This window comes from Kiloniella sp. (assembly GCF_965205715.1).
In the GTDB taxonomy this organism is placed as follows: Bacteria; Pseudomonadota; Alphaproteobacteria; order Kiloniellales; family Kiloniellaceae; genus Kiloniella.
Genome location: NZ_CBDBHW010000001.1, coordinates 358,186 through 384,062, shown reverse-complemented (window position 1 = coordinate 384,062; position 25,877 = coordinate 358,186). Strand labels below are relative to the sequence as shown.

Here is a 25,877-nt window from a genome sequence, read left to right as displayed (position 1 = left end):
CTCACAATACTTGAGGAATAAACGATGTTAAGAAAACTCACCTTTACCCTCTCTCTGCTCGCAGGGCTGTTCGGTCTCATGACCGGAGCAACTGCCGCAGATAAAATGACCGTGCTGCTGGATTGGTTTGTAAATCCAGACCATGCAACTTTGGTTATCGCCAAAGAAAAAGGCTTTTTTAAAGCTCAGGGGTTGGAGGTAGAATTAATCGCACCAGCCGATCCAAATGATCCTCCGAAACTGGTTGCTGCAGGGCAAGCTGAGCTCGCGGTTTCCTACCAACCTCAACTCCACCTTCAAGTTGCCGAAGGCCTTCCTCTCGTACGTGTTGGTACTTTGGTTGCCACACCCTTGAACTCCCTTGTCGTCCTCAAGGACAGCCCAATCAAATCCATTGCTGACTTGAAGGGAAAAAAAGTCGGTTATTCCGTTGGTGGTTTTGAGGATGTTATCCTCGATGCCATGCTGGAAAGCCATAACCTTGATGTGAAAGACGTTGAGCTTATCAATGTTAACTTCTCGCTCTCTCCTTCTTTAATCTCAGGCCAGGTTGACGCCGTTATCGGTGCCTTCCGAAATTTCGAACTTAACCAGATGGACATTGTCGGTAAACCAGGTCGCGCTTTTTATGTCGAAGAAGAAGGCGTGCCGACTTATGACGAGCTTATTCTCGTTGCCAACAAAGAGAAAACCGATGATGAAAAGCTTCCACGCTTCCTAAAAGGCCTAGAGCAGGCAACAACTTTTCTGATCAACCACCCAGATGAAAGCTGGCAGCTCTTCATCAAAGCCTATCCGGATTTGGACGATGAACTGAACAAACGCGCCTGGAGAGACACTCTTCCCCGCTTTGCGCTTCGCCCTGCTGCTTTGGATGCTGGACGCTACAGTGAATTTGCGGAATTCCTGAAAGCCAAAGATATGATAAAAGAAACGGGCAACGTTCCTGATTATGCTGTCAGCATAAAATAATATCACTCAATCTATCGTGACTACTCCTCGCCCTAAAGGACGAGGCTTCTTGTTTCTCAGGCTGCAACTGGCAGTGTGCCAGAATTACGCGAGCCTCCACAAGCAGAGACGGATAGCCCTTCCGCCTTTAGTTTCAGGATACCTTGCTGCCGAATATTGATGGCAGCGTTAATATCGCGGTCATGCTCTTGGTCGCAGGTCTGGCACGTCCATTGCCGCACCGACAGCGGCATAGCATCAACCTTAGTGCCGCAATCAGAACAGGTCTTACTGGATGCAAACCACTGGTCAATTTGCACGAGGTGCTTACCTGACCAAGCTGTTTTGTAGGTCAGCTTTCGGAGCAATTCGCCCCATGCCGCGTCAGCAATATGTTTGGCAAGCTTCCTATTCTTGAGCATGTTTTTGACTTTCAACGTCTCCACGCAGATTGCTTGATTTTCGTCAACCAGTCGTTTTGACAATTTATGTTGAAAGTCATTGCGCGTGTTGGCAGTTCTTTCGTGAGCCTTGGCAACAAGTACACGCGCCTTGTTGCGGTTTGCCGACCCTTTCTTCTTTCGTGACAGTGTTTTTTGCTTGCGGCGCAAATTGGCCGCCGCACGTTTCAAAATACGGGGGTTCTTTTGTTTTTCACCCGTGCTGGCAATCGCTAAATGCGTTATGCCCAAATCAATACCCGTCACCGCGTCCGCTTCAATCGTTTTTAAGAGGGCTGGAACCTCCAGCCCATCATCACACAAGATTGACGCATAGTACTTACCTGTTTGAGTGCGCGAGATGGTGACGGTCTTAATCTTACCTACAATCTCACGGTGCAGAACTGCTTTGACCGTGCCGACTTTGGGCAAGTACAGACTGACACCATTTACAATTTTGACCCGTTGCGGGTAGGACATGGCTTGTTTGCCGTGTTTGCTCTTAAAGCGGGGATAGCGGCCCTGTTTTCTAAAAAATCGCTTAAAGGCATCATCCAAATGCATCACCGATTGTTGCAAGGCTTGGCTATCGGCTTCCTTTAGCCAGCCTGTTTCTTCCGTGGCTTTCAGTTCAACGAGCTTGTCCAAGGTCTGGCGCTTGCTGATGCTTTCGCCGCGCTCTTTCCAAGCGGAGCTACGCCAGCCCAAAGTAAAATTATACGCCCACCGCATCGCGCCAAATTGAAAGGCAAACGCCTTCCTCTGGTCAACAGTGGGATACAATCGGACTTTGGTTGCCTTTAGCATATCTCGACTCTACCATTGGTCTATGGACAACTCAAATGAATATCGCACAGGAAGACATTGTGTTTTTGCGCTACACGTACACTTGGTATTTATTACCAAATACCGCAGAGATGTGCTGTCAGAACTGGCTATACAGGACTTGCGGCACATCTTTGCCAAGGTCTGCAACGACTTTGAGGCGCAACTCGTCGAGTGTGACGGGGAAGACGACCATGTGCATCTGCTTATCAATTATCCGCCCAAAATATCCCTCTCTAAGCTGGTCAACAGTCTCAAGGGTGTATCCAGTCGCCGTTTGCGAAGCTTTCGCCCTGAAATTACGGGTAGGTATCGCAAAGGTGTCCTTTGGTCGCCGTCTTATTTTGCCGCTTCATGTGGTGGTGCGCCGCTCGATATTATCCGCAAATATGTCGAAACGCAGCGAGCCAACAAAAAACCGCGCTAGCGCGGTTGCGCCTTATATCCCCGCCCTGAAGGACGAGGTTTTACGGCGCGTTCCGATAAGATATGACAAAGGGGTGTTGAGTTATGCTCAACACCCCTTTTGCGTAGTCTAAAGATTACTTGAACGGAGATTTTTCTTCTTGAGCAAAAAGAACCAACCCCGCAGCCAATACAAGCCAAACAATCATCGGGATGAAACCAGCCTGAAAAGCAGGAATATCATATACCCGTTGCCCGCCATCTGTCGCACCGCTCCAGTTCAAATCGATAAGAATTCCCGTTAAAGGCTGCAACACCATCGGACCAATCATTACCCCGGTATTACACCACCCCAGGGCTGTCCCTTGAAGTTTGGCCGGCACAGCTTCTTTCGCCCAGGACAAGCCAACGATCATAATACAACTGCCCAATGCAGCAGCCAACAAAGCCAGGACAAGAACGACAAACGGGAGGTCAGGAATTTGGGTAACCACGAACCATCCCAAAGCTGCAAGTAAGGCAAGGACAACAAAAGGAAGCTTTCGTTTTCCAGTCGCATCTGACCAATGCCCGAGGAGAACTCCACACCCGGCCCAAACCAACAAGGTCACACTAATAATTGAGGCGGCTTCTGAAGTCGAGAAACCGTAGGCTACCTTCAGATAAGGAACCCCCCAAAGCCCGCCAAATGTGAGCATGGATCCAGCGGAAGCGCCACAGGCAAGGGTTAACAAAAATACCGTTCGGTAGGTTATCGCTTCTTTTAAAGCAGAAAAAATAGACTGACGGGGAGCAGAAGCATCGTGGGTATGGCCATAGCTCTTATATCCCAAGTCGGTGGGATCATCCCGTAACCAGATACCGGTAGCAAGTGCCAATAACCCCGTAATGCAGGCAAAGGCCAGCATCACATTGCGCCAGCCAAACAACTCAAGCATTTCTTGCAGGGGAGCACCCGCAACCACAGCGCCGAGATTACCTGCCAAAAGCCCCAATCCGGTTAGAAGAGCAAAACGCTTGAGGGTAAACCAATGTAGAGAGATTTTCATCATGGTGACAAAGGCAACCGCCACTGCCCCGCCAATCAATAACCGGCCAAAACTAATCACCCAATAATTAGTCGCGAGTGCAAATATCGCGGTACCAACTGCGGCAAGCAGAGCACCTGATGTCAATAATTTTCGCGGCCCGAACCGATCCGCCATAACACCGACAGGAACCTGCATAGCGGTATAGGAATAATAATAAAAGCTCGCAAGCGTTCCCAATGTCGTCGCAGTTAAACCAAATTCCAGTGTCAAAGGCTCAGCCATGACACCAAAAGCAATCCGGTGAAAAAAGCCAATGAGAAAAAGAAGGGCCCCCAAGGACCACATCAACCAGGACAAACTTGCAGGAGGCTTTTGTAAAGTAACAGAGACCGAATTATCAGGCACAACAACTGACTGGGACAAATCAGAATTCCTTAAATGTAACTTTTAGAAAGAACCACCCCGTCAAAGAGATCCTATAAGACCTCTGTATTTGTGGGCTAGTTTTAATGATATCAAGAGCTGGGTTCATACCAAGGAATGAACGAGTAGCCTATATGGCAAACACTATCACCCCTTGGTATAAAGACTGGCAAGTTTTAATGATCAACATAATCAGATTTTAGGCAAAGCCTATTGTTACACAATCTGGTGCGCACAAACGCCAACACTCACACCAATAAGGAGAAATTGCCTAAACACAAATTAAACCATATGATGTAATGACCTTTTGGAGGGGGCAAAAATGTCAAATGCTGAAGAAACCTTGAAAACGTGGCTTAGACGCGTCTGGAAAGAAGAGGATGCAACAGCCATTGATGAGATGTTAGTACCCGATATAAAAGCCGACGGGCTTGGCGAACAGTCAATAGTCGGTCCGGAGGCCTTAAAGCAATTCCATTGCGCCATGTGTTCGCTCTTGTCAGATTTCAATTTTACCATAGACAAATGTCTCGAAGAAGATGGTTGGATTTCAGCTCTTTGCACCCTGAATGCGAAGTCAAGAAAGACAGGAGAAGCCGTTTCCATTACCGGTAATATGTGGGTTAAGACAAGAGATGGAAAGCTGATCGAAGGCTACAATCATTTTGATTTCATAGGATTATTGGCACAGCTCGGCCTTTTGCCTAACGATACTTTTGAACAGGGACTAAAAGGCTGCAAGGTTAAGTAGCCATACTTGCCCTATTTGAATCAATCTCTTTCGTGAAGAGCCAATAACGTTTCAATCTCATTGAGATCATCTGGTTTATTGGCATTGAAAAAGGGATCAATTGCCTGATCACTAATAAGAACGTCCTCAAACTCGACATGAGATATTCCGTGTCGTGCCGTCCATTTGTCGACTTTACGTAACTCTTCTTTAACAAGTGCAGTGCGTAGATCTTCTCTCAGGGCAACAGGCCACAGACCAACAACGGGATGAGTGCGCCCGTGAGATTGGGCACAAGCCAACCTGTGGTCATTCTCTTCCATCGCACTTTTCATACGAGCAACTAAATCGAGTGGAATAAACGGCGCATCACAAGGCACCGATAAAACCCATCTTATTTCTGGATGATTTTCCGCAACCCAGTCGAGACCAGATAAAACCCCGGCCAAAGGGCCTGGATGCCCTTCAACCACATCCTCAACAACAGGCAAGCCTGTGTAACCAAATCTGTCAGGGTTACCGTTTGCATTGATAACCATCGACCCTACTTGGGGTGTTATACGCACAAGAATGCGATCAAGTAGGCTACTCCCGGCGAGCATTTTCATACTCTTATCACCGCCGCCCATTCTCCGGGCTAATCCCCCTGCCAGGATAACGGCTGCGATATCATTTTGATCAACAGGATTAATCATTGGCCGGCCCCTTTTCAGATCCACGAGACGATGCTCTTTGATGCCGGCTATCTTCGTCCTCAAGATGGCTTTCATTGTGATCAAAGATCATCCGCTCTTGCCCGGCGAGAGCTGTAAAGCGTTTCCCCTTGGCACGCCCTATAAGGGTAAGGCCTGCTTCCTTAGCCAGATCAACGCCCCAAGCCGTAAAGCCAGACCGCGATACAAGAACAGGTATTCCCATCTGCACGGTTTTGATCACCATCTCGGAGGTCAGTCGCCCTGTTGTATAAAAGATCTTATCTTCAGCCTTGATGTCATTGAGAAACATATAGCCCGCAATCTTATCAACAGCGTTATGACGGCCAACATCCTCAATATAAATCAGTGGCTTATCTTCTTGGCAAAGCACACACCCATGAATGGCCCCCGCTTCGAGATAAAGACTTGGGGCGGTATTTATTTTTTTGCTTAGGGTGTAAATCCACGAGGTATGGATCCGCGCTTCTTTGGAAAGCTTAATATCTTCGAACTTCTCCATAAGATCACCAAAGACCGTCCCTTGAGCACAACCCGATGTTCTGGTTTTTTTCTTTAATTTCTCTTCGTAGTTGGTTTCACGTTCGGTTCGAACGACAACAAGGTCGAGTTCTTCATCAACATCAATTGCCGTTATGACATCATCTTGGCGCAACATATTTTGGTTAAGAAGATATCCCACTGCTAAATAATCAGGATAATCCCCAATTGTCATCATCGTGACAATTTCTTGACCATTGAGAAAGAGCGTCAATGGCTTCTCCACCACAACAGGCAGCTCAACGCTGTTACCCTCTTGGTCCGTGCCGAGTACTCTCTCAGTCAGTCCGCTATTAGAAGGATTGGGCCTAAGCAAAAAATCTTTCAACAATTCTGGATCTGCTTTTGAAATGCCACGTTTTACAAGTTTTGGCTCAGTGTCTTTACTCATCAGGTTCTCATGGCTTTCTGGTACAAAATAATTAGCACTCACTATGTCCTTTATCCTGAGAACGAACAAGCTCTGCCCTCATTGAAAAAGGCTATTACCTTATTGAAGGTTTCGTTCGCAATAATGCATATTTTGACAGGGTTAAGATGCAACACGCGCCTTCATCCCCTCTTCAAATCAGATCAATTAACCACTTGCTTTGATGGGCCCGAACGGGATTAATAACATCCAACAGGTCTGGATAGAATCCAGTAATGAATTCCTAGGGTTCCCACCCTAAAAATAAAAAATTGCTAACTCGGAGGCATATAATGATTTCCAAACGTTTGGGGGCCAAGCTTATTGCGGCCACTCTTGCTCTTGGCGTAGCCCTACCATTTGCGGCTCAGGCTGAAGACTTTGTCGTCGCCACAACTGCAATTGTGGAACATCCTGCGCTCGATGCCGTGCGCGACGGCGTTCGTGACGAACTCAAGGCTCAAGGCTTTGAAGAAGGTAAAAATCTCACGTTCCTCTATAAAAGTGCCCAGGGCAATCCAGCCACAGCAGCACAGATTGCACGCGAATACATAGGTAAAGGCCCGAATGTAATCGTCCCAATCGCCACTCCATCAGCTCAGGCCGTTGTTGCAGCAACTAAAGACATTCCAGTTGTTTTCACTGCTGTAACAGATCCTGTGGCTGCGAAACTGGTATCAGGCCCCGGCGCTTCTGGAACGAATGTAACTGGTGTAAGTGATCTCTCTCCTATTGATCAGCACATCGCCTTGATCAAGGAATTGACCCCGAATGCGAAAACAATCGGTGTTCCTTACAATCCCGGCGAAGCGAACTCTGTTGTTCTCCTCGACCTTGTAAAAAAACACGGTGCAGAACAAGGATTTGAAGTCATTGCCTCTCCTGCGACAAAAACAGGTGAAGTCCTAACAGCAACTCAGAACCTCATCGGTAAAGCTGACGTTATTTATGTTGCAACAGACAACACCATCATTTCTGCTTTCGAAGCCGTGGTTAAAGTAGGTATCGACAACCAGATCCCGGTTTACGCAGGTGATACTGATTCCGTAAAACGTGGTGCCATGGCAGCTCTTGGCTTTGATTACTACGATGTCGGTCGTCAAACAGGTAAAGTTGTTGTCGAAATCCTTAACGGCAAAAATGCTGGTGACATTGCGTTCCAAGGCGTGGACAAAACCAACCTTTTTGTTAACCCAGCAATGGCAGAGAAAATGGGCGTAACGCTTTCAGCTGATGTAATCGCTCGCGCTGCAGAAGTGGTAAAATAACTATACTCCTCTGTTTTGTGCTCAATTCTTGCACTCAGAAGTGATCATAAATGACGAAATTCGTTTTGCGGATTTCGTCATTTTGCTTTAGGTAAACATCCAAAGAGCAGCATACACAAGAACGAGAGAGCCGGAAGGCCGTAGATATATGAACCTCATCGCCTTTATGGGAGCAATTGAACTGGGCCTTGTTTACGGCCTTATTGCTCTAGCCGTCTTTCTTTCTTTTAGAATTCTCGATTTTCCAGACCTGACGATTGACGGTAGCTTCCCGCTTGGTGCGGCAGTTTGCGCAACTATGATCGTTGCGGGCTACAACCCTTTCCTTGCTACAGGAATAGCCTTCATTGCTGGTGGAGCTTCGGGGTTGGTAACAGCTTTTCTGAACTTGAGATTTAAAATTCTCAATCTACTGGCTTCGATCCTGACGATGATTGCTCTCTATTCCATTAACCTGCGCATCATGGGGCGGCCAAACATCGCTATTATTACAGAGCAAACCATCCTGACACCCTTTGAAGATCTTGGCCTTCGCGGATATTATCTCAAACCTATAATCGCAGCTGTAATCGTTTTCATTGTCGCTTTGATCGTCGCACGGTTTCTGAATTCAGACTATGGCCTGGCTATGCGATCCACTGGTGCCAATCAAAAAATGGCCCGCGCACAAGGTATCGACACCAATAAAACCACCTACATTGGCATGGCCCTTTCCAATGCACTTGTTGGTCTGGCAGGCGCACTCTTTGCGCAGATGAACGGTTTTGCTGATATCACCATCGGTACAGGAACAATTGTCATTGGTCTGGCGGCCCTAATCGCAGGAGAAGCCATTTTCTCAACACGTGGCATGTTAATGGCTGTATTGGCCTGTATCTTCGGATCCATTGTTTACCGAATTGCTATCGGGCTTGCTTTAAATGCCGACAGCATAGGGCTTGAGCCTTCAGACTTGAACCTTGTTACGGCACTCCTTGTTACCATTGCCCTGGTATTACCCGGTGCAAAGAACCCGCTGAAAAAACTAATGAAGCGGAGTAATTGATATGATTGACGTTAAAGATCTCCGTATTACTTTTGGCAAAGATACCCCGAACGAGAACAAAGCCCTGCAAGGGGTTAACCTGACAGTCTCGGATGGAGAATTTGTCACTGTCATTGGGTCAAACGGCGCGGGTAAATCAACCTTTATGAATTGCCTGACCGGTGAGCTCATCGCCGACAGCGGTAAAATTACCATCGATGGTAAAGATGTCAGCCGTTGGAAAGCTGCACGTAGAAGCAGCTTGGTATCACGTGTGTTCCAGGACCCGCTGGCGGGAACATGTGAAAACCTTACCATCGAAGAGAACCTTTCTCTGGCACATTCTCGGGGAAATTCACGCGGTTTTGGCCTGGCGATCAACAACTCCAAACGTAGTGTTTTTCGCGAACGACTCTCACGATTGCATCTCGGGCTTGAAGATCGCCTGGAAGACAAAATGGGACTTCTAAGTGGCGGACAGCGTCAGGCGGTTAGCTTGATCATGGCGACACTTCAACCCACAAAGTGCCTGCTTCTGGATGAACACACTGCCGCCCTTGACCCGCGTATGCAGGCCTTTGTACTCAAACTCACAAATGACATTGTTGAAGAAACGGGGGTCACAACTTTGATGATCACCCACTCTATGAGCCAGGCACTTCAATATGGCACCCGGACAGTCATGCTACACGAAGGTCAAGTCGTTCTTGACGTATCCGGAGAAGAACGCAGTTCAATGGATATCCATGATCTTGTCGATATGTTTGCCAAAGTACGCGGAGAACAGCTCGACAGTGACAGCTTACTCTTGGGCTAAAGTAGTGTTGCGTATCACATTATTTAAAAAGGCGGCTTTATTGAAGGTCGCCTTTTTAATGTGTCTCTCTCTGTTCATAAACATAACGCCATATCGCACCGCAGACGCGGCTCAACGTCAAAGCTGCTTTAGCCAACATTTGTGTTTCATAACAATAGAAACCAATAAATCTGCAAAATTATTGGTCAGGAACGATTTTGACATCGCAATCAGGGTCTCGGTCAAAGTAAAAGCCCATAATACAAAGCCGGTAAAAGACGTTAACAATATCCCTCTGCTGCCAGATCAAACCAAGGAAGCTTTTTTTATCAAAGCAAAACTGGGAAAAACATGGCGTTATACCTGGACATCCGAGCTCCACCCAGGCCTCAACGAAGTTATTCACGACAGTGATACTTTATATACCCTCCCCTACTCACCAAAGGCGACCTACTCTATTAGCCAAGGCCCCAATGGATCCTTTTCCCATTTTGGTACCAACAATAACGCCATAGACTGGGCCATGCCAGTGGGCACAGAGATCCATGCTGCTCGTGAGGGGATTGTCGTTGGCTATCGAGAGAGTTCCAGCCGCGGAGGACCTTCTGCCAAATATAAGTCAGAACACAATTACATTTGGATTGAACACAGTGACGGAACAATTGGCCAATATCTGTAGAGCGTCAACCACTTTGTCCGGTTGCGTCAACCACCTTGGCCGCTTTTGATGCGGCTGTGATCTGACGTTTATTTACGATGCTTCAGGCATATTTTTCACCTTTTTGTTTGTGGTTTTCCGCAACATTTTTTTGAGATTTTGGGCGGCTTCCCATTGTCTGTAGCTGTCGATATTCATCTCAAGAATGGTTGAGTGGTGAACAAGACGATCGATTGCTGCAACGGTCATGGCCTTATCTTGAAAAATATTGTCCCATCCGCTAAAAGGTTGATTGGCAGCAATTGCAATACTTCGGTACTCATATCGTCTGGCGATCAATTCAAAGAGCACGGATGTTTCAGATATATCCCTTTGTGCATAGGTAATATCATCGAGAATGATGAGATCAAATTTATCGAGTTTTGCGAGGGCGTTTTCGAGCATAAGTTCACGTCTGGCAGCCTGGAGTTTTTGCACCAGATCACTGGTTTGCGTATAGAGCACACGGTATCCAGCCTCTATAAGAGCATAACCTACGGCGCATAGGAGATGAGTTTTTCCTCCCCCTGAATTTCCAATGGCAATCAGATTTGCTCTTGCGTCAATCCAGTCACCGGCAGACAAGGCTTCGACCTGCGCCTTTTTCACGTTAGGCAGCCGCTTGAAGTTAAAAGTGGCCAGAGTTTTTCCGCCCAGCAGGTTTGATGCGTTGAGATGGCGTTGAATGCGTCGCGTGTCCCTTTCGGCCAATTCATATTCGGCCAAAACGGCAAGGAACCTGGCTGCTGACCAGCCCTCCTTGTCGGATTGGATTGCGATATCTTGCCAGTGTTTGTGAAAGCTGGGTAATCGTAAGTCAGTTAGCATAAGAGGCAGCTTGTGCTGATCCACTTCAATGTTTGTCATGCCCGATCCTCCAACAGAGTATCAAAGACTGATAATGAAGGTTGAACCACGGGAATATCAGGAGGTAAATCCGTGTTCTTTTTTGTGATATTCAGCTTAAGTTTTTTTGCGCAAGGTAGCCTTCCTGCATTGATTTCTCTCGAAATCAGGTGCGCGACTTCGGCCTCACAAGCCTCTTCGTGCGCAAGGAAAAGTATCCCAACCATCTGACGACACGCATCTCTGCGGGACAACTTTTTCTGAAACAATGTCCAGGCCAGGGAGTACTCGGTTCTTGGAAAAATACTGTCACGATAAATAGAATTGGCGAGTGCCTGAGGTTTACGTTTGAGAGCATGAATGACGTGATGATAATTGATAACATGAATGCGGGGGCCTTTGCCGTGCCCCCGCTCACGAGAATGGCTGACGACATGAGTGCTGCCTAGATAGGCTTCTATCCGGTTATCGTAAATATGGACACGCAAGCGTTGACCAATTAGGCGAGAAGGGGCGCTATAAAAAACCTGCTTAACTAAAAAACCACTTGTTTTGGTAACTCTCGACACGACTTCAGTGTAATCTGTTGTTCGCCGAGGAGGTAACGCCTTGAGAGATTTCAACTCTGTTTGGATATCTTGGTCACGATGTTTGTTCCGTCTAGCAATCAGCTCGTCCAAAAATCGCCGATACTCATCCAAAGTGTCAAAGTCATTACTGCCACGCAAAATCAGGGCCTGCTTTATCGCAGTCTTAAGGTGACCGTGGTGAGATTCAATGGCACCGTTCTCGTGTGATTCCCCTCTGTTATTTCGACTGGCCTCCATACCGTAGTGCTCAACAAAAGCAGAATAACGTTTGGTAATGTCCTCCTTTTCCTCAACGCTCAAATTCCGAAAGGCCGCAGACAGGCTGTCGGTCCGGTGGTTTTCAGGAGCGCCCCCCAAGGACCAAAGCGCATTTTGTAAGTTCTCCGCAAGGGCTGTAAAACTCTCACCGCCAAGTACGACCCCAACATGTTCCCATCGGCTATATACCAGAACAAAATGATAGAGCCGATGCACCAAAGGATCTCCTGCAATGGTAATACTTAAGTCGGCTGCATCCGTGAAATCTGATTGGCCCATGTAACCCGGCTCAGGTGTTTGCCTGAAAATGATATCCTTTTCAGGGCCATTCAGAGCCCGCCATCCCCGAACTCGGCGCTCTAACGTGCGCTTGACACGGTCATCGGGAAAACGGAGCGGATAGAGGCTCTGTATGTGGCGCAACAAAGTAATGGGTTTGACCGAGTTGTCTTTATCCAAAATGGGAAGGATGTCCTTATCCCAGATATCTTCAAGCGGATCAGAAACTGTTCGCCCTCGCTTTATATTGCGTTGTGACGGTAAAGTCGCATCAACGTCAAATCGGCGGGCCGTGCGTTCGCTAAACCCTGCGCGGGCAGCGGCGGTTCGTTGACCATGAGTTTTTCTATCTGTCATGTAAAGTCTCAGTTGTTCATCTGTGATAAATTTATACGGCAAACAGGTTCCTCCAATTACATCTAGAGGTTCCTAATTTATCAACTCACAGCAGCTTGTAACTAACACCAAATTAAGCCTTGGCCGGTGGATCTGATTATCAAACGGGCACGCCCTTTTTAATGATCAGATCCACCGGCCAAGGTGGTTGTCGCAACCGGCCAAGGTTATTGTCGCTGAACAAATATCTTCACTTAAAGAAAAATGGCGTTCTTGTTGAAATCGGGGAACGGGTAGAACGTGGCCAAGTCATTGGCCTATCAGGTAACACAGGATACTCCACGGCCCCGCACCTCCACTTTCATGTATCAGGATCTCAAGTGGAAGGTGATGCCTTTCGCACCTTTCCCATCAGGTTTAAAAGCAAGAGGCTTCCGTAGGTGCAACAAGCTGGATTAATCCAATTTTCAACACCACATTAATGTGTCTTGGTTATAGTCATTTAGGTTTGTTTAGAGTATTTCCTGTTTTAATCGCTTCAAATCATTACGAACAATTAGTCTGTGCGTTGGCGCAACAGGTATCATATAAATCCTCCCAAAAGCATTGTGAACTTTGACCGACGAAGTAATCGTGAGCACATTCTGATCTGTCGTAATGCATAGCATCACGTCAAGGTGTTTGTCCCTCACACTAAGCGTCAGAACTCTAGAGGTAAGATACTCGACAAGGAAGAAATCAAGCCGATCATTAACCTGCACATCCTTGGGCCAAGCGCTTCCAAACCCACCTATTCGCTTAACGCCAAACCACGACGACACCATATCACGAATGCGAAAAGCCAACTTTAAAACAGGAGAGGGGTTAGAAACAAGAACCCGCCATGCCTCGATCGAGGAGATCTCTTTGGATAAACACACGGACTGGGTATCAAAAAAATCGAGTTCGTCGACAGGCGCTAGCAACTGAATATTTGTATCACCATAGGTAAAGTATTCAGGTTTCGTCATACGGTAATCGCTTAGCTTTGCTGACACCAAAGTTGGCCTCCCCTGCTACTTAATAGCCCTCATTTGCAATTTTATTTTTCACAATGAGCCCCATTAGAGCAGGCAGCATTAGCCAAAGCCCGGAAACAGGGATAAGCGCGATCCCAAGAAGAGTCATCAGAAACAACAAAATTATTGGTATTTCCCGAAATGGCGGCATTGTTTTCCGCTTCTCGTCACTGTCAATCATGTACCCTACCAGCAAAAGAGGCATGCCAAACAGAAAGAACCATACTGTCTTCCCCACCTCGAAATCCATCAGCCCGGTATTGAAAAATCCTTCAGAAAAAATCCGTTTGACCTGTTCAGGAAAGAGTACAAATGTAAATCCCATATGGATTGTCGCAACTCCGATAATCCAGCGACCAATCCATCTGTGATTGATTACGGCGTACAGTGGAGCTCTTACTTGGTTGAGGGACATATCACGGTTCCCCAAATATCCATTTATTCTTTGTTTGGATCGTCGCCCCGAGCTTGCTCAAAAATAAAACCAATCCCCGGTAAGAACGGTCAAAATATAAAAGATCTCTATTAATTTCTTTCATATAGGGGGTAATTTTTCGGGTATCGGCGGTCGTCATTTCGGGCAAGGATCTTCCCGAAGAATCAAATTCATTGGTCAAATAAGGTTCGATCATCCACTTTTGAATTCGATCAAGCTCTGGCTGAAGAACGTTTCTATAATCATCATCCGACATGTCAGCCTTTGTAAGTTCGAACGCCTCGTAGTATTCCCTCAATCGTTCAAAGTCCTGCTTGCCAGTATGATGCTGGATTAACAGTTTGTAATAGCCTGATATCTTATCCGTAAAACCCTTATCGATATCCCTTACACATCCGAAATCAAGTACCCCCATTTTCCCCTCATCCATGAACAGATAATTTCCGGGGTGTGGGTCAGCATGAACATGTCGTAGCTCAAAAAAGCTGTGGAAGAAAAAATCAAACAGAATCTGTCCATAGTAATTCTTCTCATCCTGACCAGGATTGGTTTTCAGCCATTCATCCAGGTGAAGTCCTGATAACTCCTCCATCGTCAAAACTCGCTCTGAACTGTATTCTTCACAAACAGATGGAATCGTGATTTTTGACACTTTGACGTTGTCTTTAAACCACTTAAGACTTTCCGCTTCTTGGTAATAATCTCCCTCGCGATGAAGCTGGATCGTTATTTCATCAAGAACAGTATTAATAATATTTTTGTCCGGCATAAAATCGGTTGAAGCGGAAACCACAGACAACAAGCCACCGAGCATTTTGACGTCACTTTTGATCGATGCGGCAATTCCAGGGTACTGCACTTTCACTGCAACATTTTCCCCCGTCGGTAACTGAGCTTTATGTACCTGACCAAGACTTGCCGCGGCAAAGGCCTCTTTCTCAAACTCACTAAAAATCGCCCGGGGACCTTTGCCAAACTCGTTTCGAAATACCTTATCGATCAGCGCACGGTTTAACGGGGTCGCCTTATAACAGGCTTTGGCCAGTTCATTTCGAATGCCTTCAGGAAGGATATCAGCTTCCATGCTAAGTATTTGAGACGCTTTTAAGGCCGTTCCTTTGAGCTGGTTCAGTGCTTTGAACAGCGTTTTGCCAATTTCTTCTTCGTGGGCGACTTGAGCCTGCTCTTGTTTTAGAGAATTGAGCTTTCGGCCCACTAACTTTTTCCGCCCAACATGGCTGAGATGTCGAAGACCAACTTTTGTTGCCGTTAGCCCAATTGCCGCAGAGCGATGAAGTTTTTTGGTGGCAATATTACCATTATTTCCCATATTTCCATCCTCCTGTCGAAACAAGAGTGCCCATTCCCTTCATAAGAGAAGATAGACCTTGGCCGTTCTCCATAAAGCGCATCATTTGGCTTTTGAACATGAAACTTACGAGATCAGCTCCCTTTCCAATTACGCCGCTTTTTAAGATCGTTACGAAAAAGCCAATAGAAATTTCAACAAACTGTGTGGTTTGCGTAAACTCTTCACTGTCGTCTTGTAACCAGTAAAGGACCATCCCCAACAAGCCATCAACCATTAAATGAGAAACAGCACCTTGAAATGGGAGTTCAGTAATCTCCTCTTTTTCAACAGCTTCATTCAGTATTTGGGTGAGTTTCTTTTTCAACTCTTTACTCGCCGGAAATTCTCGCTGCATTAAAAATGCCGGGGAATCCCGTAATATCTCCAGACTTTCAGCAACAAATTCACGGTTCTCAAGAAGCTCATCAAGATAGTTATATACGAAAAACTGTAGTTTTTCTTCCAATGAGTAATCACCGAAATCTTCGGCCTCATCAACGAGCTCCATAACATGGAACAGGACGGTTTCGTGATACGCCAGAAGGAATTTATCTTTGTTGGGGAAATATTTGTAGACAGTGGAATCCCCCATGCCTGCAGCTTTTGATATCTGTTTCATAGACACATTATGGAAACCATGCTCAGAAAAAAGATCAACGGCAACAGCTATCAGCTTGCTGCGGTTCTCTTGTTTTTGCTTGTTTGATATTTTCATAACGATAATTACTCTTTATAAAATCATATATTTATTCATTTATTGTATAGTTATTCTCATTAGAGTCAATTTCATGGCCGACTCCCAGAATTCTCATCACTAAATGATCAGTTTCCGGAATGAGTTTTGAATCCCCAAAACAAAAACTACTCGTCATAGGATAAAATTGCTAAACTGCACCCAAGCATTCCGGGCATCATCTCCCGTAAAGGGAAACTGGAAGCTATAGCGGGGAGACACACTTGGAATCACACTTAATTCCGGACATCCAGGAAGTAGAGCATTGGGTAACACAAGTTATCGAATGGCTGAGCCAAAACCTCTTGAGCTGGCCTGTTATTCTTCAACTGGCCTTCTTGCTCTTCTTATTCCCTCTTAGTCGCTATCTTGGTAAAAAAACTCGACCAGTTGCATCCGAGTGGAAAAAAAGGTCTCGGACACCCGAATTCCTCAAAGCCATCCTGACCAATCTATTACCCATGATCCCTTGGGTAATCTTCCTATTAATGCTGTGGGTAACACTTGGAGGACTGTTTCAGCTCGAAGTCCCGGTCAGGGGCCGCTTCCTCATAAATACAGTCGCAAGTCTGACCTTGGCCTGGGTTGTCATCAATTTGACAACCAGTCTGATAACTTCCCGTGTTGTTGCCAAACTGGTCACTCTTTTCATCTGGTCGATAGCTGCTCTCAATATTTTAGGACTATTGAACCTCGCTCAGGAAATTTTGGATGCAGCTGCTCTCGATGTTGGCGGCTTAAGAATTTCAATTCTTATGGTACTCAAGGGCGTTATCTCGCTTGCCGTATTGTTATGGGCGGCTGTCGCGTTCAGCTCTCTATTGGAAAGGCGTGTCAAAGCTGTTCCGGAACTCACTCCTTCAGTACAGGTACTCCTGGGTAAACTTTTGAAGGTTACCCTAATTGGTCTCGCCGTCATTATTGGATTAAAAACCGTTGGTATCGATCTCTCTGCCTTTGCCCTCTTTGGTGGCGCCTTGGGTGTCGGTATTGGTTTTGGCCTGCAAAAAGTCATTTCAAACCTGGTTTCGGGCATCATCCTATTGATGGATAAATCGATAAAGCCCGGCGATGTCATCGCTGTGAACCAAACCTATGGGTGGGTTAAATCCTTCGGGGCCCGTTATGCCTCTGTAATCACCCGAGATGGCATTGAGCACCTAATCCCCAACGAGGAATTTATCACCCAACGGGTTGAAAACTGGTCCTACACCAATAGCTGGGTTCGAGTCAGAGTACCAATAGGCGTGTCATATAACTCAGATCCCCATAAGGCCATTGAACTTTGCATTGAAGCAGCCTCAGAGAACAAACGTATCATGGATGAACCTCAAGCAAATTGCCTCGTCACGGGATTTGGGGATAATTCCGTAAATCTTGAAGTCAGGATCTGGATTGCAGATCCGCAAAACGGAATAGGTAATATAAAAAGCGCCCTCATGCTTGCGATATGGGATAAATTCAAGGAAGAAGGCGTTGAGTTCCCTTTCCCTCAAAGGGACCTGCATATAAAAGGCCCGATAGAAGTCATACCCGCGCCAGAGACTATGGCCCCTTAATCAACGACGGCTTCAAAAACCTTTATTGGAGTTTCCGCAAAGTGGTGAACACCTGCATTTTTAAGCTCGTCTTTCGAACCATATCCGTAAAGCACACCAATTGAAGTCATATCGTTTTTAATCGCACCGATCGCATCATGCTTTCGATCGCCAACCATAAAGGCCCGTTTGGGATCACAACCCGTTTCGGACAAAGCGTATTTCAATAAAGTACCTTTGTCAGAACGCGTGCCATCCATTTCAGCGCCAAAGATCTTTCCAAAATATTGATCGAGCCCGAAATGTTGGATTATCTTAGTCGCATAAAAGTGAGGTTTGCTTGTTGCCACATGAAGCTCGAAGTTTTTCTTTGCCAGCTTAGATAGAAGAAAAGGGATCTCTTCATAAAGTGCATTTTCATACAAACCGACATCTCCAAACCTCTTCCTATAAAGAGACATGGCATTCTCTACCCCATTCCGCCCGCCAAGGAGTTGTTCGAATGAGTCCCTTAATGGTGGCCCAATACACCAGAGAAGGTCTTCGGCTTCGGGCGCTTCTACTTGCATTTCTCCGAGGGCAAACTGAATTGATTTTATAATGCCCTCTTTTGGATCTGTAAGGGTTCCATCAAGGTCAAAAAATATTGTCGTCATTTCATCCCCATGAGTTATCATTAGTAGAAAACTTTATTTACGTCTCAGACAATGGCACTCTGATGTAACAGCTTTACAAACAATTGAGAATACCAAGCCCACATGCACGATACTCTTAATCCTCGCCTCCACCCTTTCCGAGATGATCTCACGGCAGAATATTTACGTGAGAAAATTACCTGTAACAAGTACAGTCGCGGTCAAGCTGCACAGGTAATTGTGGGGAAAAGTTCCTTGCGCCGCTACCCAGAAGCGGAAGCTCCTTTGGACAGCGAGCTCTTATTTGGTGAGAAGCTGACGATCTACGATGAGAAAAAAGGTTGGGCCTGGGTACAAAACGCAAAAGATAGTTACGTCGGTTACATACGCAGTACAGATGTTAGTAAAGAAATTCGACCAACAACACACAGAGTTCATGCATTAAGGACCTATCTATACCCACAACCAGATATGAAGAGCCCACCTCTCGACATATTATCCATAGAGAGCACTCTTTGCGTTATCCAAGTTGAGGGGAATTACTCTCAAGTACAAGGTGGAGGATGGGTTTTCTCGGCTCATATAACCCCACAGGACATGGCTGCTTTAAGCCACGTTAGTGTTGCACAACGGTTTTTAGGAGCACCCTATCTTTGGGGCGGCAAAACTTCTATCGGCATTGACTGCTCGGGGCTTGTTCAAGTGTCACTTAGCGCTTGCGGAATAACAACTCAACGCGATGCCAGTATGCAGGAAAAGTCCCTTGGCATCCCCGTTAACTCAGAGCAAACCACTGAAGGCGACCTAATTTATTGGCCAGGACATGTGGCAATTGCTCTCGACAAAAATATGGCGATACATGCCACTGCAAATTCCATGGACGTCACCATAGAACCGATCGCACACATCACAGAACGCGTTGAAATGGAAACCGGTGGTACAGGCATTACCGCAATTAAAAGAGTGGCTATAAAATAAAACAACCTCGCTCACTTGAAAAAACAAGGACCCGCGTCAAAGTGTAATAGTGCTTTTTGGTAAAAAGACGTTAGACTGCTCGGCAGTTCAGGAGAAATAATTGATGATAAATTCGTCAGACTTGCAGAAAGGGCCTTTAGAGCCTGCATCTGTTGCCAAGCTTACTGGTCATCCAGGCATGGTCGATCCCTTTGGTCGCATGGTTGATTATTTGCGGATATCCGTCACGGATCGCTGTGATTATAGATGCGTCTATTGCATGTCTGAAGACATGACTTTTTTACCGAAAAAAGAACTTTTGACCATCGAAGAACTAGAGCGGGTTTCTGCTACTTTTATTAACCTAGGTGTTAAAAAGTTACGGTTTACCGGCGGCGAACCGCTCGTGCGTAAGAATATTATGAAGCTGTTTAATAGCCTCACTCCGTATCTTGAATCGGGTCAACTCGATGAAATGACTTTGACTACCAACGGCAGTCAGCTCGGCAAATATGCCCAACAACTTGCAGATGCAGGAATGCGCCGAATTAATGTTTCCTTGGATACATTAAACAAAGACAAATTCGCAGCGATCACACGCTGGGGCATACTTGAGCAAGTATTCGAAGGCCTACAGGCCGCGAAAAAAGCTGGCTTGCACGTCAAAATAAATACCGTCGCCCTCCGCGGCGTAAATGACGACGAACTCCATACCCTCGTATCCTGGTGTGGAGATGAAGGTTTCGACATCACTTTTATCGAAGTTATGCCTATGGGTGATATCGGAAATGAAGATCGGGTTGATCAATACCTTCCACTTACTGAGGTCCGATCCATCCTCGGCGAACACTGGACACTAAACGAGATCGACTACAAAACGGGTGGTCCCGCCCGCTATGTTGAAGTGAAAGAGACTGGCGGCAAGATCGGTTTCATCACGCCAATGACCCATAACTTCTGTGAGAGTTGTAACCGGGTAAGGATGACCTGTACCGGCACACTATATCTTTGCCTTGGTAAAGACGACGCAGCTGATTTGCGCGCCCCCTTAAGAAGCAGTGATGAAAATGAGCTCTTGGAACAGGCTATCTTCGAAGCCATTTCCCGCAAGCCCAAGGGGCACGACTTCATTATAGACAGAGATGCCGATCCATCCGTTGCCCGCCATATGAGCGTTACCGGCGGGTAAGGATAAGAGGCTAATCCGCCTCTTTAAAATCGATTTTTTTACCAACAACGAGTGGCTGCAGGAAATACCATCCTGCAGTCATTATCTGAACGACCAATAGCATAACAATACCAGCTTGATAGCCTTCAACTGCATATCCTCCACCCGCCTGACCTGGCCAAAGTTCAATTACGGCACCAACAGCCCACTGCCCAGCAAAGGCGACAACAAACACCAATGAATTCAATGCGGTGTTCACTCGCCCGGCCAAGTAGGATGGGAAATGTTGAGAAAAACCAGGGTAAATGAGGTAGCCGCCCGTACCCAATACGCCAAACAGCATCCAGATCGCCCCCATAGTATAAAAGCTACTTCCACCCCATAACAAAACAGCTTGAGGAACGAGACATAATATCATCGCATAAACCCCAATTGTAATGGGGCTTATATTGTGTCGACGGACCCAGTCAGTAACTAATCCACCCAACAAAAAACCGACAAACACTGCAAAGGCAATCGCAGCGAGTATCGTCGCGACAGCTTCTCTTTCAAAACCAGCAACATCACGAAGCCAAGGTCCTGACCAAAGGGCCTGTAATGAAAAAAATGCAGCCTGGGACATCACCGTGAAGGGCGCAACTCGCCAAAAGAAAGAACTGCGAAAAATCTGCCCATATTCCTTGGCCTGCTGTGTAATTGTTTCATTCGGAGGAATTTCATCTCTCCGGGGAATGGCAAAGAAAATTAGTACAGCAACAAAAACCGCCAATGCTGCAAGGACAACAAACACACCCCGCCAGCCAATTTCAGCTGCTAAAAACTCGACAGGAGCAGTGCCAGCTATAGCTCCTAAGCCACCAGCGGCGAGGTGACACCCATTAATCAACGGCAAGCGGTCTTTAGGTACCCAACTTACATAGGCTTTAAAGGCTGCCATCATACAGGCCGAAACCCCGAAACCAATCAGGCCACGAGCCAGTAACAGTACATAAAAATTATCGGCCCAGGAGAACAGTAATGCACCCGCTGCCGTAAAAAGCATAAGTGTGCTTTCCACCTTTCGTGGGCCGTATCGATCAAGCAACAAACCAAGGGGAAGTTGAGTAACAGCGAAAGCTATGAAAAAAGTGCTGGTCAGCAGACCAAGATCAGACGCATCAAGATTGAGCTCAGAAACCAGATCAGGTGCGATTATCCCATTTACCACCCGCAAGAGGAATGACAGGAAGTAGCCAATTGCAAAGGGCAAAAACACACGCAAAATCATAGATACAGAACTCTATTACAGAATAATCAATTAAGCAGTTACTGCAATAACACCTGATGCGTAAAATTGCGACCATTCGTAATGGTAATTTGCTTAAACCCCATCAAAGCAGCGAGATCAAAGAAGGTAAAAACATCTTCAACACCCAACTCCTGGAATATAGGCAGGGTACGGGCCGCCGCGGTCATATTCGCGAAAATGGCACGTGATCTATAGATCGTATCAAGCCGACCATCTACGAGTCCGACGATTATAAGCTTCTCCGCATCCTCACCCTTGGCAAAAATAGCCGCCTCAGGAGAAAACTCACGTTTCATATTTTGTTGCGTTATCGAGGTAACAAATGCAATGCGTGTTTTACGGCTTGCCGTTTTCAGGCCTTTTGCCCTCGCTTTATAATATTCCTTATACACGGGTTCAGGATAATAATACCCCGCATGCCGGTCAGCGGCCTGAACAACAGACGACATAAGCGAAACAGTAAAGATGGCAATCAATAAACGGATCAAGTTACGTTCTCCCCTAGAAATGAGATTCAATTTTACAATGAATTGATAAATCTCAGTTTTCCTCTATCAGACTTTTTGACAGTACTGCAAGTGGCTGTCAGTCTATTGTTATCGTTTGTGAAAAGCATGTTATAGCAGAACATCATGTTTTACAGGAAAAGGTTAATGGCATGAGTAGAAAACGTCTGGCTTTTGTTGCTTCCGAGACAGAAAAAGCGACGAATGCTCTGGATTGCCTGACGAACAAGTTCCAAGCCGTAGAGCCAGATGAGGCTGACGTTATTGTTGCCTTGGGTGGTGACGGCTTCATGCTGGAAACATTGCACCAATACATTGGGCTTGAAATTCCAATTTACGGCATGAATAGAGGGAGTGTTGGCTTTCTCCTTAACCAGTACAACGAGCAGGATCTGGACAAGCGAATAGAAAATGCGGTGGAAGTCACGCTTCACCCCTTGCGAATGTCAGTAACGACCGTAAGTGATCAAAAATTTGAAGCCCTTGCGATCAATGAAGTCTCTCTTCACCGAGAAAGTCGACAAGCTGCCAATATTGGCATTGATATCGATGGCATCGAGCGCATGGAAGAGCTCGTCTGTGATGGTGTCATTGTCTCAACCCCTGCAGGAAGTACAGCATATAATCTATCAGCTCACGGACCAATCATCCCCATTGGCGCGTCGCTTCTCGCAATGACCCCAATCAGTGCCTTCCGCCCTCGAAGATGGAGAGGTGCCTTGCTACCTGCAAGCGCAGAAGTTTCTTTCCGCACACTGGATTCGGATAAGCGGCCAATTTCTGCTGCGGCTGACTTTACCGAAATCAAGCACGTGAAAAAAGTAACCGTACGTCAGGATAGCTCCGTAAACATGAAACTGTTGTTTGATGAAGAACATAACCTTGAAGAACGTATTATTCGCGAACAATTTTTGCCTTAAAATATAGCAGTAACTATCCCCAACATAAATTTTCGAGTACCCATCCATATTAACCCGAAAACCCGTCGAAAGCTGTCGGCGCTTTCAAACGGGTTCTGAGACATCCCTTTGAAAAGGGAGTAAATAAATGCGTTATCTCCCAAGGGAGTACCCGATAACGCGTCGGGGCAGGGTCGACGTAGATCAATTGATCCAAAAGGGCTTTGCAGCTTCGCTTCTGGCTTCTTCAATTGAAATTCCCATATCTGACAAGAGGTGGGCATCTTGATCGCGAAGAGTATCACGAACGCTCAATCGCTCTTGCCATGCAACCAAGGTTTCGATTACGGCGACGAACGGAGCCATCAGAAAGGGTACGTTCAGCTTGTCGTTGTGTAACTCGCCGAAAGTATAGGTTTTGTGCATTGATACGTTTGCCATAACAGTTCTCCTTATCTGAGCGTAACAGTCACTATTGGCTGTCTTCGTCTGTAATCTTTGATACAGCTAAGGTAAGACTGTTTGATTTAATTCTCAAACGATGTTAATTCATATATCAGATTAGATTTTATAATGCGAACTCATGCTTAGACCTCTACCTCCACTCAACGCTTTACGCGCCTTTGAAGCCGCCGCCCGCCATTTGTCTTTCACAAAGGCCGCGCAAGAGCTTTTTGTCACCCAAGCAGCAGTTAGCCATCAGATCAAATCTCTTGAAGATCATTTAGGAATACAGTTATTCAGACGCATGAATAGGCGCCTGATACTCACGGATGAAGCTCAACTCCTTCTGCCCGCTGTAAGTGAAGCTTTTGATATCATCAAGACAACCACCCAAAAGCTTTACGATGGCGGCGACCGAGGCACCTTAAAAGTATCCGTCATGCCTTCTTTCGCGGCAAAGTGGCTACTGCCACGCCTGCCAAAATTCCGTCGCGTTCACCCAGAGATCGATATACTCGTCTCCGCAAGTATTACTAAAACTAACTTTGCACGCGACGATGTTGATATGGCTATCAGGTTTGGAAACGGACAATATCCCGGCCTCCGCATTGATAAGATGATGGAAGATGAAAGTTTGGTTGTCTGTAGCCCACATCTCCTCAAGGGAACTCTCCCCCTGAAGTCACCCCACGATCTCAAATACCACACCCTGCTTCACGACGATGTCGGCGAAGAGCCTTTTGCCGTTAACTGGCGAAGGTGGCTGCATATTGCTGGTGTAACAGATGTCGATCCGGACAAAGGGCCAGGATATAACGATTCAAGCCTAATCCTACAGGCTGCGATTGAAGGGCAAGGCGTTGCTCTGGGTAGAACTTCTTTGACATATGACGACCTAAAGTCCGGTAGACTGGTTTGCCCGTTTGGCCCGAGAACACCTTCCAGTTAAATGACCCCCGGCAAAGCCGGGGGCTTAAGCGGGTGAGCCCCTTAAAGGGGCAAATTGGGAACCGCTAAAGCGGTTATGGATTGAATATATCCATTTGGTCAAAGTACTTATCACGCTCTTCTTGCGTTCTGATATACTCCCTCACCATCTGTTCATCGAGCCCTACAGTTGAGACGAAATATCCACGGGCCCAAAAATTTTCACCCTTGAAATTCCGTGCTTTATTTTTGAATTTTCGAGCTATGGCAATCGCGCTTTTTCCTTTTAGGTATCCAACGACTTTTGAAACAGCATGTTTGGGCGGTATGCTGATACACATGTGAATGTGATCCGGCATCAAATGGCCCTCCTCAATCTTACTTTCGCGATGCCCGGCCAGTTCATGGAAAATTTCACCAAGATACTGACGTAGGTTGCCATAGATAACTTTTTGCCTGCGTTTAGGGATGAAAACCACGTGGTATTTACAATCCCATCTCGTATGTGCAAGGCTTTTGTAATCTCTCATCGGCTAATTCCTTTGTTATTTTGGTCAATAAACAAAGAAATGTAAGACCGTGGGAACGGTCAAACCATTGAGAGTCCCCCGGCATAGCCGGGGGTTTACCGGATTAAATTATCAATATTATGTCGTCTCTCCCCAAAGTACTTCAGAGATAACCAAGATCAAAGCCTTCCGGGAATGGTTGCTCGAAGAAGCCAAAGCAGATGACTATGTCCCAGACGTTCAGGTTGATCTCGACAGAGCCATTGAACGCGGAGAATTCGCTCGCGAAGAGAATAACGAGTAATCTACCTCCCCCCTATAAAGGGAACTTATATTCTTATAGTAATCAATAGGCTGCAGCAGATCGGTTAAATAGGGTATATACCCGCACTCTGTTAATTATTTTCTTTTTAAGGGAAACGAATCACTTGACTTAGAGGTCCATTCGGGCGAGAGATTTCCCCACAGAGTGTCCTAGACAACACGTGCGGACGTGGTGGAATTGGTAGACACGACGGACTTAAAAAATTGAGTGCCTTTGGGGAAACCTGAAGTGTAGAACTGCTCAAATTCGGGGAAAGCTTCAATCGAAAGATTATGCCAATCCCGAGCCAAGCCCGGACCTTGAAAGAGGATCGGGAAGGTGTAGAGACTAGACGGGCAGCACCTACGACAAGGATTTAGTGAGTTTGACCTTGTTATGGTGAAGGGATAGTCCAGACCACAAACGCGCGGTGCTTTGCACCAAGGGCGTGGCAGCGAAAGCTGTAGTTGGTATGAAAATCCGTTGGCTTCGGCCGTGCGGGTTCAAGTCCCGCCGTCCGCACCACTCTCTTTCCTATGAAAGAGGGTACAAAGTATATATCC

General features: G+C 46.3%; 29 protein-coding genes. 14 read left to right on the top strand and 15 right to left on the bottom strand.

Annotation, left to right across the window (positions count from 1 at the left end; genetic code table 11):
• Window positions 1-24: 24 nt before the first annotated feature.
• Window positions 25-972, top strand: a complete 948-nt coding sequence (locus ACOGW3_RS01965) for an ABC transporter substrate-binding protein (RefSeq protein WP_419901411.1) — start codon at window positions 25-27, stop codon at window positions 970-972.
• 56 nt (window positions 973-1,028) lie between these two features.
• Here ACOGW3_RS01965 and ACOGW3_RS01960 read toward each other — a convergent pair whose 3' ends face one another.
• A complete protein-coding gene (locus ACOGW3_RS01960; protein WP_419901410.1) occupies window positions 1,029-2,198 on the bottom strand; it encodes an RNA-guided endonuclease TnpB family protein in 1,170 nt (389 codons plus the stop codon).
• A gap of 22 nt (window positions 2,199-2,220) precedes the next feature.
• On the opposite strand from ACOGW3_RS01960, the gene tnpA (ACOGW3_RS01955) reads away from it, so the two are divergent.
• Window positions 2,221-2,643: an IS200/IS605 family transposase gene (gene tnpA / locus ACOGW3_RS01955; protein ID WP_419901409.1), complete on the top strand. Its 423-nt coding sequence runs from the start codon at window positions 2,221-2,223 to the stop codon at window positions 2,641-2,643.
• A 115-nt stretch (window positions 2,644-2,758) separates the two neighbouring features.
• On the opposite strand, the gene ACOGW3_RS01950 is transcribed toward tnpA (ACOGW3_RS01955), so the two are convergent.
• Entirely contained in the window at window positions 2,759-4,075 is a 1,317-nt protein-coding gene (locus ACOGW3_RS01950; RefSeq protein WP_419901408.1) for an MFS transporter, read from the bottom strand.
• A gap of 322 nt (window positions 4,076-4,397) precedes the next feature.
• Here ACOGW3_RS01950 and ACOGW3_RS01945 point away from each other — a divergent pair, with 322 nt between their 5' ends.
• Window positions 4,398-4,826: an ester cyclase gene (locus tag ACOGW3_RS01945; RefSeq protein WP_419901407.1), complete on the top strand. Its 429-nt coding sequence runs from the start codon at window positions 4,398-4,400 to the stop codon at window positions 4,824-4,826.
• 20 nt (window positions 4,827-4,846) lie between these two features.
• On the opposite strand, the gene mobA is transcribed toward ACOGW3_RS01945, so the two are convergent.
• Both mobA and fdhD read right to left on the bottom strand, forming a co-directional pair.
• Complete coding sequence (gene mobA / locus ACOGW3_RS01940; protein WP_419901406.1) at window positions 4,847-5,500, bottom strand: molybdenum cofactor guanylyltransferase MobA; 654 nt, start codon at window positions 5,498-5,500, stop codon at window positions 4,847-4,849.
• The gene (fdhD, locus tag ACOGW3_RS01935) at window positions 5,493-6,449 is read right to left on the bottom strand and encodes a formate dehydrogenase accessory sulfurtransferase FdhD (RefSeq protein ID WP_419901405.1); all 957 of its coding nucleotides are present in this window, start codon (window positions 6,447-6,449) and stop codon (window positions 5,493-5,495) included. Before fdhD ends, mobA begins: the two co-directional genes overlap by 8 nt.
• Window positions 6,450-6,760: 311 nt before the next feature.
• Between fdhD and ACOGW3_RS01930 the strand changes: the two genes are divergently transcribed.
• The 4 genes from ACOGW3_RS01930 to ACOGW3_RS01915 all read left to right on the top strand — a co-directional run bounded on the left by ACOGW3_RS01930 (window position 6,761) and on the right by ACOGW3_RS01915 (window position 10,234).
• The gene (locus tag ACOGW3_RS01930) at window positions 6,761-7,735 is read left to right on the top strand and encodes an ABC transporter substrate-binding protein (RefSeq protein ID WP_419901404.1); all 975 of its coding nucleotides are present in this window, start codon (window positions 6,761-6,763) and stop codon (window positions 7,733-7,735) included.
• Window positions 7,736-7,883: 148 nt separating this feature from the next.
• Window positions 7,884-8,780 (top strand): ABC transporter permease, encoded by an 897-nt coding sequence (locus ACOGW3_RS01925; protein ID WP_419901403.1) that lies wholly within the window; start codon window positions 7,884-7,886, stop codon window positions 8,778-8,780.
• Window position 8,781: 1 nt separating this feature from the next.
• Entirely contained in the window at window positions 8,782-9,576 is a 795-nt protein-coding gene (locus ACOGW3_RS01920; RefSeq protein WP_419901402.1) for an ABC transporter ATP-binding protein, read from the top strand.
• Window positions 9,554-10,234 (top strand): M23 family metallopeptidase, encoded by a 681-nt coding sequence (locus ACOGW3_RS01915; protein ID WP_419901401.1) that lies wholly within the window; start codon window positions 9,554-9,556, stop codon window positions 10,232-10,234. Before ACOGW3_RS01920 ends, ACOGW3_RS01915 begins: the two co-directional genes overlap by 23 nt.
• A gap of 72 nt (window positions 10,235-10,306) precedes the next feature.
• On the opposite strand, the gene istB is transcribed toward ACOGW3_RS01915, so the two are convergent.
• Together istB and istA are read right to left on the bottom strand one after the other, a co-directional pair.
• The gene (gene istB / locus ACOGW3_RS01910) at window positions 10,307-11,119 is read right to left on the bottom strand and encodes an IS21-like element helper ATPase IstB (protein WP_419901088.1); all 813 of its coding nucleotides are present in this window, start codon (window positions 11,117-11,119) and stop codon (window positions 10,307-10,309) included.
• A complete protein-coding gene (istA, locus tag ACOGW3_RS01905; RefSeq protein WP_419901087.1) occupies window positions 11,116-12,624 on the bottom strand; it encodes an IS21 family transposase in 1,509 nt (502 codons plus the stop codon). The genes istB and istA overlap by 4 nt, the downstream gene beginning before the upstream one ends.
• A 119-nt stretch (window positions 12,625-12,743) precedes the next feature.
• On the opposite strand from istA, the gene ACOGW3_RS01900 reads away from it, so the two are divergent.
• Window positions 12,744-13,001 carry a M23 family metallopeptidase gene (locus ACOGW3_RS01900; protein WP_419901400.1) on the top strand — a complete coding sequence of 86 codons (258 nt, stop codon included), beginning with the start codon at window positions 12,744-12,746 and terminating at the stop codon, window positions 12,999-13,001.
• 72 nt (window positions 13,002-13,073) lie between these two features.
• Here the strand turns inward: ACOGW3_RS01900 and ACOGW3_RS01895 are convergent, their stop codons facing one another.
• The 4 genes from ACOGW3_RS01895 to ACOGW3_RS01880 are packed head-to-tail and all read right to left on the bottom strand — an operon-like array spanning window position 13,074 to window position 16,121.
• Complete coding sequence (locus ACOGW3_RS01895) at window positions 13,074-13,571, bottom strand: DUF2867 domain-containing protein (RefSeq protein WP_419901399.1); 498 nt, start codon at window positions 13,569-13,571, stop codon at window positions 13,074-13,076.
• Window positions 13,572-13,620: 49 nt separating this feature from the next.
• Entirely contained in the window at window positions 13,621-14,034 is a 414-nt protein-coding gene (locus tag ACOGW3_RS01890; RefSeq protein ID WP_419901398.1) for a DUF6463 family protein, read from the bottom strand.
• Between the two features lies 1 nt (window position 14,035).
• The gene (locus tag ACOGW3_RS01885) at window positions 14,036-15,385 is read right to left on the bottom strand and encodes an ABC1 kinase family protein (RefSeq protein ID WP_419901397.1); all 1,350 of its coding nucleotides are present in this window, start codon (window positions 15,383-15,385) and stop codon (window positions 14,036-14,038) included.
• Window positions 15,375-16,121, bottom strand: a complete 747-nt coding sequence (locus ACOGW3_RS01880; protein ID WP_419901396.1) for a TetR family transcriptional regulator — start codon at window positions 16,119-16,121, stop codon at window positions 15,375-15,377. Before ACOGW3_RS01880 ends, ACOGW3_RS01885 begins: the two co-directional genes overlap by 11 nt.
• A gap of 242 nt (window positions 16,122-16,363) precedes the next feature.
• Here ACOGW3_RS01880 and ACOGW3_RS01875 point away from each other — a divergent pair, with 242 nt between their 5' ends.
• A complete protein-coding gene (locus tag ACOGW3_RS01875) occupies window positions 16,364-17,698 on the top strand; it encodes a mechanosensitive ion channel family protein (protein ID WP_419901395.1) in 1,335 nt (444 codons plus the stop codon).
• Here the strand turns inward: ACOGW3_RS01875 and ACOGW3_RS01870 are convergent.
• Window positions 17,695-18,333, bottom strand: coding sequence for an HAD hydrolase-like protein (locus ACOGW3_RS01870; RefSeq protein ID WP_419901394.1), 639 nt, complete (start codon window positions 18,331-18,333; stop codon window positions 17,695-17,697). The genes ACOGW3_RS01875 and ACOGW3_RS01870 overlap by 4 nt on opposite strands.
• Window positions 18,334-18,435: 102 nt before the next feature.
• Here ACOGW3_RS01870 and ACOGW3_RS01865 point away from each other — a divergent pair, with 102 nt between their 5' ends.
• Window positions 18,436-19,290, top strand: a complete 855-nt coding sequence (locus tag ACOGW3_RS01865) for a C40 family peptidase (protein WP_419901393.1) — start codon at window positions 18,436-18,438, stop codon at window positions 19,288-19,290.
• Between the two features lie 178 nt (window positions 19,291-19,468).
• Entirely contained in the window at window positions 19,469-20,458 is a 990-nt protein-coding gene (moaA, locus tag ACOGW3_RS01860; protein ID WP_419901449.1) for a GTP 3',8-cyclase MoaA, read from the top strand.
• Between the two features lie 10 nt (window positions 20,459-20,468).
• Here the strand turns inward: moaA and ACOGW3_RS01855 are convergent, their stop codons facing one another.
• Entirely contained in the window at window positions 20,469-21,704 is a 1,236-nt protein-coding gene (locus tag ACOGW3_RS01855) for an MFS transporter (protein ID WP_419901392.1), read from the bottom strand.
• 38 nt (window positions 21,705-21,742) lie between these two features.
• Entirely contained in the window at window positions 21,743-22,213 is a 471-nt protein-coding gene (locus ACOGW3_RS01850; protein WP_419901391.1) for a molybdopterin-guanine dinucleotide biosynthesis protein A, read from the bottom strand.
• Between the two features lie 131 nt (window positions 22,214-22,344).
• Between ACOGW3_RS01850 and ACOGW3_RS01845 the strand changes: the two genes are divergently transcribed.
• Window positions 22,345-23,151 (top strand): NAD kinase, encoded by an 807-nt coding sequence (locus ACOGW3_RS01845; RefSeq protein ID WP_419901448.1) that lies wholly within the window; start codon window positions 22,345-22,347, stop codon window positions 23,149-23,151.
• A 183-nt stretch (window positions 23,152-23,334) separates the two neighbouring features.
• Here the strand turns inward: ACOGW3_RS01845 and ACOGW3_RS01840 are convergent, their stop codons facing one another.
• Window positions 23,335-23,571, bottom strand: coding sequence for a DUF1127 domain-containing protein (locus ACOGW3_RS01840; RefSeq protein ID WP_419901390.1), 237 nt, complete (start codon window positions 23,569-23,571; stop codon window positions 23,335-23,337).
• Window positions 23,572-23,713: 142 nt separating this feature from the next.
• Between ACOGW3_RS01840 and ACOGW3_RS01835 the strand changes: the two genes are divergently transcribed.
• Entirely contained in the window at window positions 23,714-24,523 is an 810-nt protein-coding gene (locus ACOGW3_RS01835) for a transcriptional regulator GcvA (protein ID WP_419901389.1), read from the top strand.
• Between the two features lie 73 nt (window positions 24,524-24,596).
• Here ACOGW3_RS01835 and tnpA (ACOGW3_RS01830) read toward each other — a convergent pair whose 3' ends face one another.
• Window positions 24,597-25,031, bottom strand: a complete 435-nt coding sequence (gene tnpA / locus ACOGW3_RS01830) for an IS200/IS605 family transposase (protein ID WP_419901154.1) — start codon at window positions 25,029-25,031, stop codon at window positions 24,597-24,599.
• A gap of 49 nt (window positions 25,032-25,080) precedes the next feature.
• On the opposite strand from tnpA (ACOGW3_RS01830), the gene ACOGW3_RS01825 reads away from it, so the two are divergent.
• The gene (locus ACOGW3_RS01825; protein WP_419901388.1) at window positions 25,081-25,314 is read left to right on the top strand and encodes a hypothetical protein; all 234 of its coding nucleotides are present in this window, start codon (window positions 25,081-25,083) and stop codon (window positions 25,312-25,314) included.
• Window positions 25,315-25,877 lie beyond the last annotated feature (563 nt).